Raw genomic sequence first — 14,670 nt, forward strand, 5'->3', positions numbered from 1 at the left:
CCGAATGGAGCGTACGAGGAACGACCGGCTGGTTGATCTCAAGGGCCGCGGCAGAAACTTCCGCTAACTACCATGCCGTCGCGAGCCTTGAGCTGGCGACGTCAGGTCAATATTTTGCTCGCGACACCGATCTTCCGGGCTTCATGGTGCTTGTCGGCAAACGCCGAAAGACATTCGTCGTCCAGGGTGAGCGGAGGACAGCAGGGAAGCGCCTTTCCGTTCGAATGAAGGTTGCTGAAGTCGGAGAACTCACGACGCGAGCGGCTCGGGCAAAGGCAAAGGACATTCTCGGGAAGATCGCCAGCGGCGTGGATCCTCGCCCATCGCGGCAAGAGTCGGATCTCGATACCGTCGTGGTTGATCTGCCGTCGATCGGGAACCCCACTCTGCGCATAGCCTGGGAACGCTACCGCGACGGGCATATGAAGAAGAAGGGCCGGAGTGAAGGGACGATCAACAACTACCGTGATCACGTCGAGCGCTTACTGGCCGACTGGCTTGACGAGCCCCTTTCCAAGTTGGGCAATGATCCCGCCTTGGTAACGGCACGGCACGAGAAACTGACCAAGGAAAACGGCGCCTACATCGCCAATGGCTGCATGCGAACGCTGCGCGCCGTCTATAACCATGCTCGCAAGGCCGCCCGCTCTTTGCCTGCGGATAACCCGGTCTCAGCGATTGACTGGAATGCCGAACACCGGCGCAGCACCGCGCTTGGGCTGTCGGATCTGGAAGGATGGTTCACTGAGCTCGCTGCATTGAAGAACCCTGTCCGGCGAGAGTTCCATCTGTTCATGCTGCTTTCGGGCCATCGCCCTGAAGCGATCAGGAGGGCTCAGGTCAAGCAGGTCGATTTTCGCGCGCGAATCCTGCACATACCCAGGCCGAAGGGTGGAGAGGTCAAGGCGTTCGACATTCCGCTTTCGAACGACATGATCCGCTGTCTAGTGCGGGTGATGCGCATCGGTCGGGCCCTTTATGAAGATCAATCGCGTGACTGGCTCTTCCCGGCCGACAGTGGCACCGGTCACATGGCCGAACACAAGGAAAAACGCCACGATCTATCGAAATGGGGCAATGACCTTCGGCAGACTTTCCGCACCATCGCCCAAGCTGCGGGCGTTACCGAGCTCGACGTCCCATCTTCTTATGAACCACTCTATCCCGGGTGTTAATGCAGGCTACATCACGCGCTACAAGCTGCTGAGCGATCACCTGCGCCAGCAGCAAGAAGCGATCTCGCGCCGGATACTCGAGGCGACTCACTCGCGACAAAAAGATACAAAGTCTGCCCCACGTCTTTGGCTCGCACTTCCAAGTAGGCGCCTGCTCTCTCATCTGATGGCCGGGAAGGGTTAGTGGCGGTCGGCTTATGGTAACCTTGCCAAGGCTAGGTCGTTGGGCGATGCGGTGCCTGCCACCCAGCGCTCTTCGACGACATACCGAAGGTTCTCGATGCCGTATTCGGCAAGACCACGACGGCTCAGCTTAATTTATTTCCGATGAGGATAATCGTCGTAGACACTCAGGCAACCGTCTCAGAGAACAAGCGAGCAATTGCGCAAGAACTACCAGTCCTAATCGACCATCTCGGCGGCATATTTCAGGGTGTAGAGTGCAGAGCTCAAAACTCTTTGCAATCTTCTGGCTTCATTTCTTTTCCTTGTGCAAAGATGGCATTTGGATCTTTGCCAGACCCTAAGAGAAGTTTGTATCCTTCGCTCCGCTCAGGAGGCGGGGCCTCGGGAAGTAGGCCTTGCGACAGCCCCTTCTCTGTCAGAGCCTTATCACGCTTTTCAATTGCCTTCCGGTCTTCCTGCCAATAGCGCAGACGGAGCAAACTCTCGCATGCCAGCCGATTCGTTGAATTAGCAGCCTCACGATCGAGGGTGATCGAATATAATACGGACGCAGCAGAAGCGGCTGCGCTGGAAAGAACATATAGATCGTAATTTGAAACATACTTAGCTTCAACTGCGTCCTTATACTTGTTAAGATATAGTGCAAACGCACTCTTTGCCGACGTTTCCGACTTATTTAGTCTTGCATCCGTAAATAGCGATAAATTATATTCATCGGACCAGTCGTTTTTTACGGCCGAATCGCGATAGGTGCTGAGGAGTGTAGAAGCTTTCAGGAAGTAGTCGATAGACCTTTTTGCCTTCGGACCATTATTTGAAGATAAGGCGGCGGCCAACAGTACCCGGCCTGAAGCCGAATACATTTCAATCTTGTCTCGCTCCAGCCCTTTTTCACTCCAGTCGATTCTCTGCATAAACACATCGAGCTGATCGGCATACGATAGGATACTGGCAGGCGGTTCAGAGCCCGAAACCTCCCGCGCAGAGTCCTCGACCGCATGCAGAATATAGTCCTGCAATTGCTTGGGGACGAATTCCGAAATAGCAGTCGGAACCAGCACGATCCAGCCACCTGAGGTGAGCTGCTGACCACGCTGGCCTATCTGCAAGTGGATAGCCTCTGCCGTTGCCACCCGCCCCCCAATGACGAGGTCCGAATTGTAGTCCGAAAGAAGCCTTTCGACAGATGATCCGTCCTCGCTGTTTGCTGTCACCTGTAGGCAGGTTCGGATGACGTGAAAGCCGGACTGTTCCCTCACTGCTTTAGCGATCCGCTCACCTACACCCTCGGCGTCATTCTCCAAGCCCGCGACAAGTATGGTGAAACCGCCTTTTGGGCCCGGCTGTTCAAAATGGGCACGCACCGCGCACCAACTTGATGCGGCTCCGGACGGGGCATATGCCACCATAACGAGAATTGTATAAACGCTTGAGGTGACAGCAAATGCCGCGGCCGTCTGCCAGATCGAATTGCGTGAGCCTTGGTACGCCCCTGAAACAGCGGGCATCGCTTGTGAATTGACGCCGCCTGCGCAGACGCGGCTAATGTGAGTTACGATTGCATTGACCACGTTTGGATTGTTGTAAAGAAAATGACGCAGGGTGGCCCCGCTGTCTTCGGGATGTGCGAACCGGTTCACCTTGTAGAATTTCGGCCCGTCAGGGGTATCGCTGGCGTCAACGATCGTATTCAAGGAACCGTATAGCAGCTCTCTTCCAAAGAAGGATTTTGACGCGGCGGCCATCGATATCAAAAATGAACAAATAATAAATCCGATTGCCAGGTAGCCGAAAGCTTTTGAACTTATTAATACTGCGCCGAATATCAGAGCTAAAAAATACTCGCCAGGAACGAAGCAAATCATACCTTTGGAAATGCAATCCAAATAGTGGCGATACTCCGAGGCAGTTTCGAATAGAACGAATGAGGCCAGCAATATCGCGGCCACAACCGCGAGGATTGGCACTCCGAGTGCTATTGATCCAGCGGTGCGTGCCAAAAGACTCGACATCTTTCCAAAGAATAGTGCTAAGCTGGCCTCATCGCGGCTGCTCCTAAGGATAGTCAAATTCGGGACTATTTCCCGATTTAGGGAAATATGACATCGATTTCCATATAAAAATTTACCGATAACTGGCAATAAACGATATAGTAACATAACGGTGAATAATGCGACAAAAATTGCCTTACCATCAGATGATATTTCGATATAAGCCACCGAAAATATAACGAATATTGATGCTATTGCTGCGGCCCTAACTAGGTGGAGTTTACCTTCAGGGTTGCGTAAAATCGAAAAGTCGCCGGTTCGCGCAATAATAAATGCTAAAGCCGGAAGAAGAGATAAAAGAGAAACCGAGATTGGTGCGCTGATCGCCCATGGCACCCACTTGGTGCATAGCAGAACAATTAAGCTAAACGAAAGGAAAAAAACAAATATCTGATCGAGAAAGCTAGGTGGACTTCGGTAAAACGACAGAAACGGCGTCGCCATAGTAATAATGTGGACGTTTGACGCATTGCGCTGCATTGAGCGTCGCGCATCTAAGGCGACGTTCCCGCCATGGCTATGTGCAATGACGAAATGTGGCGTTTCGGGGTTCTCTGCAACACTTTTGTCGAGCGTCTGAGCGAGACGCGCTGCAGCGCTCCACCGTTCATCAATCGAATTGGCACCCGACCAGAGAAAAGCGCTTAAGTCGGCTGTCTGCTTGGCCGAGAAGCTGAAGCTGAGCGCATCGTAAAATCTTGAACCTGGTTCGAACCAACGAGGATTAACGGGTTCGGCTCTACCCTTCCTTCCGGCATCCTTATCAGGATCAAACCCCCGACCCCACGTGCCATGGACAAGGATAATTTTCGCGTGCGTACTCAAGCAGCCCTCCTATCACACCACTTCACATGCGGATTCTCGGGAAATTTTGGCAGCTAATATATCCTCGAACGGCAATTCTGACCAACTTCAAATTGCAACAGCTACATCGTCGAGCCAGCTGACAACTTGCGCAGGGTACATTAAGTCACCGAAAACCACCGGCGATCCGCCGAGCGGTGGGCCACCGCCAGGAGCAAGAAGCGATCTCGCGCCGGATACTCGAAGCCGGGCGAATCGCGGCAGAACGAGACAAAGCGGCGCGCACTGCTTGGCTGGCGCTCCCGAGCAAGCTCACTCTTGAGGAGCTCATGAATTGGAAGTCCTAGCGGCCGCAATGCTCTCAAGGCAACCGCTGGGTCTGCTTCTCCTGGAATGGGAATCTCAAAGCGGTCCGCTTGATCGGAAACAAATCGAATGCCTTTCAGCTGCCGAATGCCATCCTATACTGCTTAAAAAAGGTCTTCATTGGCCCCTAAGACGCCATTGCAAAAAGAAGCCGAAACATGGATTACTCGGACCTTGGGTGTTGGGTGAAGTGGAAGAAATCCGGATCCTCCAGTATCGCCTTCCGATTCTCTCGCGGAGCAGGTCGCCCGGATATGGGCAGCCTTGTAGAAACCAACTCCTCGTAGTAATCGCACGAGGCCAAGTTGTGGGCTTTGCGACAGAGCGGCCAGCGGTCTGCTATTTCGCCGCCAACTTCCTTCTCTATTGACTGGGGCGCTCGTCGTTCGTTCCTGCCCCCGCCGCGGCTGCAGGTCTTGGGTTCAGTTCGTCGTGCGCTATGAGACGAGTTAGCCCTACGATGCGGCGCCGGAAGTGAACATTCCCGAATGAGAAGATCATGCTGCAGAACGCAGAACATCCATCTTTCTCGTTCAAGGTTCGCTCGTTCCGCCACCAACTGTCGAACTTGTTCGTAAAGGCGTACGTCACCAGCACCACTACTCGATCTTGCATTCCTTTCCCTTTGGCCATTCTCCCACAAAGGCCCAGCTAGCTTGAACTTGCTCGATGCGATCCTGATCGACGAAAGACTGCATGTAGATTAGGTCGAACTCAGCTAGCGCGGCACGACGATTCCAAGCATTGAAATCAGGCCGTGATAGTGCCGTACGCATGTCCCAGCAGAAATCCGAGAATCTAATAGGCTGGGCGACCCAACGGGCTTTGTATTCCGGACTCCCTAGGCCGAGATAGCTAAGCTGTCCCTGCACGGTTGCCGGATATTTTCGTTGTCCCAGGTTCACGTTCGCCAGTTCCCCGGTTGCCTTCTGGAAGCACTGGTCAAACTGGTCCTTGTTCAGCCATTTTTCATAGCAGGGCGTGAAAGGCTGTTGCGATTGCAAGTAGGCCATCACCACTGTGACAACCGCGGCTAAGCTATACTTTATTGACACGACCCGGAGCATCCGAACGAGAAGCTTGGCCGCTCCGGTGTGTTGTCGCTTTCGACGACTGTGCCGTCAAGAAGGAAAGGGATCCAGAACCGCCGAGCAAATGCGGCCGTGAGAAATAAACCGTGCCCACCCTTGTGCCAGCGGTCGTAAACGTTCGGCTGGTTGAATCCCAGCGAGCCGGCAGCACCGTAGCCCCACGTCACCGAGGCAGCGACGCTTGGCCAAAGATCGCTGGACCCGACTTCGTTGAGCAGTGGCGATTCATAGCTGGAACGAAGCTGCGACAGCGGCCAGTCGTATTTTAGTACACTTCCGCAGAAGATTATTCGGTCCGCCTGAAACCAGGGGTCATCTAGCAGCATGTTGGCGACGACGTATCTTCCAAAACTATGGGCGATGTAGGAGAATTGGGCATTTGGAAATGCCCGCTGGGCCGAACGCACTTGTCGCGCCATTTTCGCAATCACTGCGCGTCGGAACAAAGCGAATGGGAAAAGGAAGCGCAGCAAGTCGAAGTACCATAGGTCACTTTAATAGGGACGATACCTTGCTTTTCCAGCTCCCTGCGCACCTCTTCCCGCCACTCTCCGAAATCGCGTATTCCGTGAACGGCTAACACCACCTTCGGAATTTTGGCCCTGTCTTCTGCGGAGGAGATACGCAGCGGTTTCTTTTCAGCAGGGCCGTTGGCACTTGGCAAGCATGCCTCCCGGAGCAACAAATAGTTCCGACCTGAGTTCATTCTCACGCGATGTTGTATCAAATGCGACTAAGTGTGTGCCATCGCGGCCCTGAAAAGAGGCTGACGATAGGCTGGCCAGCTTGCACTCGATATGCTTGGAGCAGAAGAACCCCAAAAAAAGGGCACGGCGAGACTTTAATTCGGAAGCGCGCAGGCTGGGTGAACGCACCCCTGCCTGGGCGCTTTCGATGGATCATTTCTGATCTGCCGGCGCCGCAGGCGCTTCCTTCCATTTGAACCCGACATACATGCTCTGCGCAACACCGACCAGCAGTAGGAGATTGGTGTCGAAGTTGACGAAGGTGAAGCTCCAGACGACGTTCCATAGGAACAGAATTCCCAGGATGCATGTCCACGCCACCGCCTGGATGCGATGCAGCACGGGTCCTTTGCCATCGCTTAGAATATCCAGGAAGAACGAGTTAGTGGTACTGGTCTCGTCGCTGCCGTCGCTAAGGCTGATGGCTGCCATTCCGGATGTCGCATTGATCCCCAGCAGCACGAGAATGCCGCCGGTGATCAGGCCGAGATAGATGCCCATGGTCAGCCAAATGAAGATGAAACCGGTTACCGTCAGGAACATCCAGAAGGCCATCTGCGTGCGGGCGAGGCTGTAAGGGCCAACCGGCCGTTCGACATTCCCTGTCTTCGCCGCCTCGACTGCCATGGCCTGAGCCGCCTTCAACGCGTTTGCCGCATCGCTCGCAGCGGTAGTTGCGGCAACTACAGCCGTTTGGGCGCGCCCGGACGAAGCGGCCGCATTTGCCGCAGCCTCCGTCGCGGTGGCTTTCGCGGCATCGTCAGCGGCCTTGGCGACGGCACTCTCTGCGTCATCGGCGCTGGTCTTTGCTGTCGTCGCCGCATCAACCGCCGCCCCTAACTTTGCTTTTGCCTCCTGATCCGCCGTCTGCGCCGCCGTCAACGCGTCAGCTGCAATCTGAGCGTCGTTTCGGGTCCGCTTGTTGTCGCGCAGCATCGTTGTTTGTCTGGCCAATCCGCAGAAGCTGACGGCAAAGCAGAGAAGGGAAAGGGTGCCGACAGCCAGCGTCATGAGATCGTAGAAAAAAACTGTAATCGTCGCGCTTGTCGTATCTGGCATCGTGGTCGCGCTTCTGGACAGCCCGATCGCAAGGGCCTTCTGGCCGACCTTTGCCGACCCCTGATCGGTAAGGTTCTGGTCCCCGCTCGTCAGCTGGCCGCTCAGCAGTTCGCGCCAGAAGGTTGCGCCACTTTCTCCTGCATCGTTAGGTACTTTCAACCAGAACAGAAGAGGCTGCTGGCCGGATGTGGCACGGGCTTGAACCGTCAGGCCGGGAGCGGTCTTGCCGTTCAGGAACACCGACAGCGCGACTGGCTGCGGCTGGGCGGCTGCGGCGGTGAGCGCCTTTTGCAGAGCCGCGTCGGCTGCCTGCAGCGTGTTCCACGCCGTATCGCGTGCCGAGCCGCTCGCGGCTTCGTAACTGGCTTGCGCACTATCGCGCGTCTTGCGCGCCCGGTTGATTCCGTCCGCCAGATTCACCTCGGCGGCTTGAGGGACGACACCGCCGACAACGATGCAGACGTGGTGATTTATGGCTACCTGCGTTGGCCAGACTGCCAGCAACTGCAAATTACCGTCAGTCATCAGCGCATCCTGATCCTTTGTTTGCGTCACAGGAGGAAGATGGCCGTCGCAGCTGGTAGCGTCGGGAGCAACGATATGCTCCAGGTAGGCAGTTCTTCCGAGGCACACGAGCAATAGCAGGCTACCGGCGATCGCCAACCATTTAGCCGCAAACCGCGACGTCATTTTGTCTCTCAGTCCCGTCAATCCTTCAAGCATATCCCGTCCCCCAAACCGGTGTCTGCAAAGGCCCTTTTTCAGGCGTGAATGCTCTTTACTGCTTCCCTGAACTTTGCAACCGTTGTCAGTGCGCTGTTGATGTTGTCGCCGGCATAGTAACTCTGGCCTGCCTTGACGTTCCTGAACCTGCCCCTGGTGTCTTGCGGCACGGGCATGGAGGCCCATTCCTTGGCCAGGTTCAGCATGAACCGATTGAGCTGATCGTCCGACAGCGGTTTGGCGAGAAAGGAGCCCAGCCCTCTTCCCTTCATCAGGGCGATGGCCAGCATGTCCTGGTTCTCAGGGCTGAACTTGTCGGTTTTCTTGATGACGCCATTGCTGATCAACCCCTTCAGCGTGTCCCTCACGATCTGGTATTTGCCGCAGGCCGACGAGGTCTTGTTGATGGCGACAATCTGGTTTTGGAAAACCAGGATGTCGCCTATGGTCTTGCTTGCCACGGCAGGATCGTTGGTGTTGCCGGCATGGCCGAAATAGGCGTCGTAATTGTTCCTGCTCTCGAACTGGCCGATGAAATCGAGCAGTCTACCGAACTGCCCGGCAGCGGCGGCGCCACCGATCGCGACGTCGCCGGCATTGTCATCCGCGACTTTCTCCGCGCTCTGCCAACGGATGGCGAGCATCTTGGCGCGGTCGAACTTGGTCAAGGTCACGCGATCGCTCTGGTTGCCGCCGAGCAACTCGACCTGCTGGTTGTCGGAGCCGAGATAGCGCGAGAAGAAGCCTACATGACTGGCGCTGGACGAACCCTTGTCCGGCGACATGACGACGACAGCGCCCCTAGGCGGGTTTGGATCGCCGAGCGGAACACTCTCGTTGCCGAAGGATCGCCAACTGCCCGAGCTCAGCGGGTTGCCGGTGATCGCTTTGAACAGCGCCGGATTGGCCTGATTGACGCAGAAGCCGGCAAAGGCGCCGCACCAGGGCGGTATCTCCGCCCCGGCGGCCCGTTCCTGGCCGATCGCCTGGAAATAGCCTCGAATGCGCGTCTGCGCGGCAGGCGTGGTCTCGTCGCCCAGCGGCGCCCATGCTGTTTGCTCGGCCTCGGCCACCGGCATCCATGCCGCCGCGCCATCGGCATTCGGCAGGTCTTCCGGCGCCTGATCCTTGATCAGGGCGTAGGCCTTGGCAAAGGCCGCCTGCAGAAGCTTCTCGACATTGACGATCGCTCCGTCGACGGTTTCGACGACACCGGAATCCCAATCCCTCAGGACATTCTTGCGCGTGTCGAGAAGGGTTTTGACGTCAGCGGTGCTGAATGGTCCGGACGGTGCCGTAAGCACCGCATCGACCGCGGTGCCGCCCTGGCCGGCGAGTTTCAAGGTGCGGAACTTGATTGCCATTTCGACGCCGAACATATGCGCGAGAAGGACATCGATATAGGCGGGAATGTAAGGGCCGGCCAAGCCTTGTGTGTCGGGGAGCCCCGCTGCGGCGTCGTTCGCGGTAATGGCGGCCGAAATGTCCGACATGGCCTTGCGGGCGAGGAAGGCGGCGCCAGCAATTTGGTCGAGACCGAGTTCCCGACTGGCGGCGGAGTAGTCCGCGCCAAGCGGGTCGTCCAGGAAGGTGTTCCATTCCGCCGCCGTCAACTGGAACGGCCCGGTTCCGTCGCCAGGCGGGGTCTTAGGGCCGATATTGCCGAGCTTGTTCTTCGTGTCGGCAAGGTTGCCGGTCTCGATCAGCGCCCAGGCGATCAGATAGTCCGCCAGCACGAAGAATGGGCCTTTGTTGTCCTGGCCATTGATCCAGAATTCGGCGTCCACACAGCCCTTGATGAACGACCATATTCCGAACTCGATGCGCGGCGGCTCGTCAACCTCGACCAGCCGAGCGTCTCCGTCGTCGCCGACCTTGCGGGCCCAGCCGGTGCCCGGATCCACCAACGCGTCATAAACGGTCAGTTGAACCCAGTTACCGTTCTCGGCGAGGACGAAACCGATCTCCCCTGCATTGACAAGCGCACCGTCCGCCGCGGTTGGGTCAGGGTTGAGTTTCAGAACCGTCGGTTTTTGAAATTGGTAATACACACCCAAGCCCCTCTCATTCCGTTGAAGCTAGAAGTCGTATATTTTTGCAGCTGCCACGAAATCGGGCGTTATTTGGTTTTTGAACATTCCATTAGGCCCGGAATCGATACTGTTGCTGTCTTTGTATTTCTGGACAAGTTCCCTCAATTGATCGAGCGTCGATTGATCATTGACGGCGTCCTTGTATTGCGACTTCAGGAAAGTCCTGAGCGAGCCCAGGAAACCCTCGTTCTCGAACAAGGCCCGTTCCAGGTAGTTCTTGGCACCGTGTTCACAGGTCTGGTTTTCACGCAATTTGCCGATGTCGGAGAGATCAAGCGTCACCGTGACCTTGCGCCAGCCCTTTAACTGATATTGCCTTGCCACGGCTACTTTGAAGAGCTTCAAGGCAGCTTCAGTCTGGGCGCCATACTCGCCATTTGCCAGCGTGTCGGAGAAGCAAAGGGCTTTCTGAATGGCCTTGGCCGTCGGGAGGTCGATCGGGATGCCGCTGGTATTGATGCTCGCCCATGACTTCACCACTGGACGCCGCCGATCCGGCTTCACAATGACCGTCGTGTTGCCGGGAAGAGGCGCGGCGGGCTGTTGTGCGAAAACGATCGGCGACACGCCGGGGCTATCCGTTCGCTGTGCCGTCGTCAGCACCGCGTTGGCTTCCATCTCGATCGCAAACGGCATGCACACGCGCAGATAGGTGCGCAAGGCGTGCAGCGCTTGCGGCTTGTTCCAGATCGTCGTGCTGTAGATCTGCTCCTTGATGTCCTGCTGCCGCCGGAAAACCAACGACTTCACCGTAGTCGCGTCCAGCGCCTCCAGTAAAGTCTTGTTGGTGTTGCGGAAAGTATCCTCCGCAAGACCAAACGCCGCGGCTACGATTTTTATGGAAGGTGTCGATGATGAAGTTGCATCAAGGATCTTGGCGGTAAAGCTACCTGTGTCGGAAATCTGAGCGAGAATCGAATCAGAAGTCTTAGCCTTGTAGTAAAGCCCATCTAGAAACGAGTCGCAGCGTTGATCGATATCGTATAGGCCCATATCGACGAAATTCTTCCAGTCAGTTGTCGTCCGAATGACGCATTGCCCGCCGGACGCCAGTCCCGCCTGAGCGCAGATGCTGCTGGTGTAAGCATTGAGCAGGCTGGTGTTGGCGATGGTCTGCCTTGAATAGAGATCGGGGCCGATAGCACCAGCATAATGGCGAAAACCGTCTTCAGGCATACATCCTACGCCACCCGTGCAAAGCAGGCCGATAAAAAGCAAGCGGCGCCATGCGGTTACAGGTGTTAAAGCCAGCGGCGAAATCCGAAGGAGGAGCCGTATCGAATTGCATATCGGATAGAACATGATTGCCTCACTTGGAGCTCAATCATGCTGGACAAACGAATTTTGCCTGCCAGTCAGCCTAGTAGCCAAAAAAAGCTTTTCCACTATATCAACAGGAGTTGTGCACAGAAGATATTTATTCGATTTCAAGATCCGTCTCTGCAGGTACGCGTATTGACAAGTTCCTTTTTTGCAAATTCGCCCTATTCTTTCGAGACGAGTCGCGTTTCGCCAGTCTGGCGGGCAGGACTCCATTTTGGCGCCACGAGAAACTCGATAGCGAGGTTTCCGGTCGCAGCACCGCGGGGGCTGCCCGGTGACCGGCCCGCCAGACGCTTAGCCTTGGTAGAAGCTTATTCCCGGCATTTGATGCTTGTTTTGGAGGAAGTTGGAGCGAGTGAAGCCACTAGAACGCTCGTCCAACCATCGCAATGTCAAGGCGTCGACGGCCCGTCAGGTGACCTTAGCCATGACGCACTCTCAGATTGGGCATCGCTCGCGTAAGCACCACGTAGGCACACGGGCGAAGTCGTGGCCCAGCTTCGGATACAAACGTGAGACGGACTTTGTAGAAAATCTGCTCATTTGGGAGAGGCACCATATAGCGGTGTACCTATCGCATTCTTCGGACGGGCAGTCTAAATTGCTCTCAAGCGAGGTGGGGATTGCAATGGCCGACAGTGCAGCAACTGTGAACGCGATGTATTCGTTTCTCGGTCTGTATCTGGCTGGGATCGGATCGGCACTTTGCATCGCGGTCATCACCTCGGGCATGGTTTATTTGGTGCGGCCCATTGTGGGCTACCTCGTACAATCCATGACTCTCGGGCAATGGGCCAGCCGGCGACTCTTCGACGATAGAATCACGGTCCCCGAGTGGCTGGTAAAAGCCGCCACATCCCATGAAATGAATGGAGAAAACGCAGCAAAAAGTGTGCTGGGTACGTATAAGCGCACCGTTGAGCAGGCCGAGGGGAGAGCTCGCTATCGCCCATTCTTTCGGATATTCGGGTTTGGACTCCTTTTAGATCACCGACTTATAGGGCTGAAGACAGGCCCCAGCCAACTACGCGACGAATTGTTCATGCATGCCGTTGAGGCTGAAGCCAAGTGCGCTATTGCGCGACCCTCAAGTAATCCACTCTTGTTTATGGCGGTGACCTCCGGAGCTCCTTCTGATGCGCGTGGGATCACCGCGCTCTTTGACTTCATAGCGCGCGAGCACCCTGACATCGCGGCGAAGATGTCAACATTCGAAGACACCGAGAGAAGTGACTACGCTGGAGCATTGGAGACGCACAGATTGAGGTCGACATCTGCCTCTATCCAGGCCGCACAGGCTGTATTGCTTGCTACCGCGGAGAGCGCACTCGACAAGTTACAGCTATCACTGCTCGCTGGCGCGATCTGGCCCTATCGTATTCTCTCCGTCGGCATCGGCATATGTATCGGTATGTTTGGTATGTCTGCACTAGAACTCAGAAACTCGGTGTTATTTCTCTCGGTCGGAGCGTCGGGGGGCGTACTTTCACTCTTTATCTCGGACGCCTTGGCATTCCTTACACGGCGAATCGCGCGATGAGCATTCTGGACTTCCCTCGCTGGGAGACACTGGGGAGTTTGTCAATCAACCGCTTTCCCAGAATATCCTATCGGACTTCGGCGCGCGGCGGCGCTCCCGCACCATCCGCCAGGCTGACACCGAGTGACGTCCTGTTGCGACGCGATGAACTTATCTTATTGGTGCACGGCTACAAGGTAACCGAGGAGCAGGCTTTCAATGCCTACAAATGTTTTCTCGACAAATTGGGTGACCCTTGGGTTGAGATGGCGACGGCTGTTTTTTGGCCCGGCGACTCGTGGGCACGCAAACCGAGGCGCGAGGAGGGATGGTCGTACTGGTTCACCAGCGTCGCCAGCTATCCGTTTCAGCCTAAGCGGGCGAGACAGGTAGGTGAGATGCTGGCGGAGTGCCTTTCCGATAGCGTTGATAACCGAAAGAGAGTTGCATTTGCAAAAGCCGAGCTACTCGCCCAAGCCGAGGGACTGGCGCGCCCCGACTTCAGAGATACCACCGCCCCAGTACTTACCTTGCATATCATTGCGCATTCCATGGGGTGTAGGCTCGCTATCGAGTTGCTTCACTATCTCCGGCATAACCTACGATCGCCAGGTTATCAGAGAGACGAAGTCAATTCGGCCGTTGCGAAGCCAATACAGGTTAAGTTGGTAGTGCTCATGGCTCCGGCTGTGCCCAACTATCTGGTTGGCGAAGTAGGTGAGCGCAAAGCTGCGCTCAAATTCGCGGAAAGGGTTCGCGTCCGCCGCTCCACCAGGGATCTCGTCCTAGCCGCGGCTTTTCCTGCCGGACAGATATTCGAGAGTGACGAACCTCGCATTCCTTTCAGTGGCCAAAGGTCGGCGCTTGGGCGAACCGGTCCCCTAACAGGAGATCTCACCGAGGACGAAGGACATGGGCACGGCAAATATTGGACGAGTGCAACCATCCCGGCTTCGGTTGCCAGAGACCTCGCCGATTTCCATCCGGAGCGGGTGGCGGGTGCGGCTCAAGAAAGAGCACTTCCGGCGCCACGCCGATCGCCCGAACGTGCCGTACAAACAAGAAGTCTGTGAGCAGACACTGGCCGGTACGATAGTTTGCGTAACCCCTTCCTCGTCGTTGGCGGCTGTTTCGTCATTTTCGAGATGGCACTGGCAGCAACCCATCCTCGCCGACAGACGCACTCGGCCAGCTGTTGGCGCGAATGCGGACTCTTAGTCCGACTACGGCACCAGCCGATTTTTAGAAAATAGCTGAACTTGCGAAGTCAATTTCAGCACAGTTGGGCTGTCCACCAGCAACCGCCCGCGGACGTGCTCAAAATTCTCGATCAATTTGCCAATCGATTACCCTGAAGTCGTCGTCAGCCATCTGGATCTGGAGAGGGTCCTGCAGGTGCTCGGACAGGTCACCAACCCCACGCCTTCGACAGGCACGACTGCCATATTCGATATCCTGCCGATGCTCTTTGCCAATGACCTGCTCCCCTGAAATGTCCTCGCTTTGAGGTTAGCCTGTCATCCGGGTGAGGAGA

General features: G+C 56.0%; 9 protein-coding genes. 3 read left to right on the plus strand and 6 right to left on the minus strand.

The window, feature by feature from the left end; genetic code table 11:
- Positions 1 to 32 precede the first annotated feature (32 nt).
- A complete protein-coding gene (locus tag FJ423_RS16365) occupies positions 33 to 1,175 on the plus strand; it encodes an integrase arm-type DNA-binding domain-containing protein (protein WP_246680175.1) in 1,143 nt (380 codons plus the stop codon).
- A 449-nt stretch (positions 1,176 to 1,624) separates the two neighbouring features.
- On the opposite strand, the gene FJ423_RS16370 is transcribed toward FJ423_RS16365, so the two are convergent.
- The 6 genes from FJ423_RS16370 to FJ423_RS16395 all read right to left on the minus strand — a co-directional run bounded on the left by FJ423_RS16370 (position 1,625) and on the right by FJ423_RS16395 (position 11,596).
- Positions 1,625 to 4,237, minus strand: a complete 2,613-nt coding sequence (locus FJ423_RS16370) for a lysophospholipase (protein WP_140843058.1) — start codon at positions 4,235 to 4,237, stop codon at positions 1,625 to 1,627.
- A 944-nt stretch (positions 4,238 to 5,181) separates the two neighbouring features.
- The gene (locus tag FJ423_RS16375) at positions 5,182 to 5,601 is read right to left on the minus strand and encodes a hypothetical protein (protein WP_140843060.1); all 420 of its coding nucleotides are present in this window, start codon (positions 5,599 to 5,601) and stop codon (positions 5,182 to 5,184) included.
- 26 nt (positions 5,602 to 5,627) lie between these two features.
- On the minus strand, positions 5,628 to 6,146 hold the full coding sequence (locus FJ423_RS16380) for a hypothetical protein (RefSeq protein WP_140843062.1): 519 nt from the start codon (positions 6,144 to 6,146) through the stop codon (positions 5,628 to 5,630).
- A 426-nt stretch (positions 6,147 to 6,572) separates the two neighbouring features.
- Entirely contained in the window at positions 6,573 to 8,201 is a 1,629-nt protein-coding gene (locus FJ423_RS16385; protein ID WP_140843064.1) for a hypothetical protein, read from the minus strand.
- A gap of 38 nt (positions 8,202 to 8,239) precedes the next feature.
- Positions 8,240 to 10,252, minus strand: coding sequence for a hypothetical protein (locus tag FJ423_RS16390; protein ID WP_140843066.1), 2,013 nt, complete (start codon positions 10,250 to 10,252; stop codon positions 8,240 to 8,242).
- Positions 10,253 to 10,279: 27 nt separating this feature from the next.
- Positions 10,280 to 11,596: a hypothetical protein gene (locus FJ423_RS16395; RefSeq protein WP_140843068.1), complete on the minus strand. Its 1,317-nt coding sequence runs from the start codon at positions 11,594 to 11,596 to the stop codon at positions 10,280 to 10,282.
- Positions 11,597 to 12,245: 649 nt separating this feature from the next.
- On the opposite strand from FJ423_RS16395, the gene FJ423_RS33575 reads away from it, so the two are divergent.
- Together FJ423_RS33575 and FJ423_RS16400 are read left to right on the plus strand one after the other, a co-directional pair.
- Complete coding sequence (locus FJ423_RS33575; RefSeq protein WP_181174809.1) at positions 12,246 to 13,157, plus strand: hypothetical protein; 912 nt, start codon at positions 12,246 to 12,248, stop codon at positions 13,155 to 13,157.
- Positions 13,154 to 14,209 (plus strand): alpha/beta hydrolase, encoded by a 1,056-nt coding sequence (locus tag FJ423_RS16400; protein WP_181174810.1) that lies wholly within the window; start codon positions 13,154 to 13,156, stop codon positions 14,207 to 14,209. Before FJ423_RS33575 ends, FJ423_RS16400 begins: the two co-directional genes overlap by 4 nt.
- Positions 14,210 to 14,670: the final 461 nt, after the last annotated feature.

The organism is Mesorhizobium sp. B2-8-9, from assembly GCF_006439475.1.
In the GTDB taxonomy this organism is placed as follows: Bacteria; Pseudomonadota; Alphaproteobacteria; order Rhizobiales; family Rhizobiaceae; genus Mesorhizobium.

Excerpts from the sequence above, each read along its gene's own strand:
- FJ423_RS16400 (WP_181174810.1), top strand. The coding sequence starts at position 13,154 with ATGAGCATTCTGGACTTCCCTCGCTGGGAGACACTGGGGAGTTTGTCA.
- FJ423_RS33575 (WP_181174809.1), top strand. The coding sequence starts at position 12,246 with ATGGCCGACAGTGCAGCAACTGTGAACGCGATGTATTCGTTTCTCGGT.
- FJ423_RS16395 (WP_140843068.1), bottom strand. The coding sequence starts at position 11,596 with ATGTTCTATCCGATATGCAATTCGATACGGCTCCTCCTTCGGATTTCG.
- FJ423_RS16385 (WP_140843064.1), bottom strand. The coding sequence starts at position 8,201 with ATGCTTGAAGGATTGACGGGACTGAGAGACAAAATGACGTCGCGGTTT.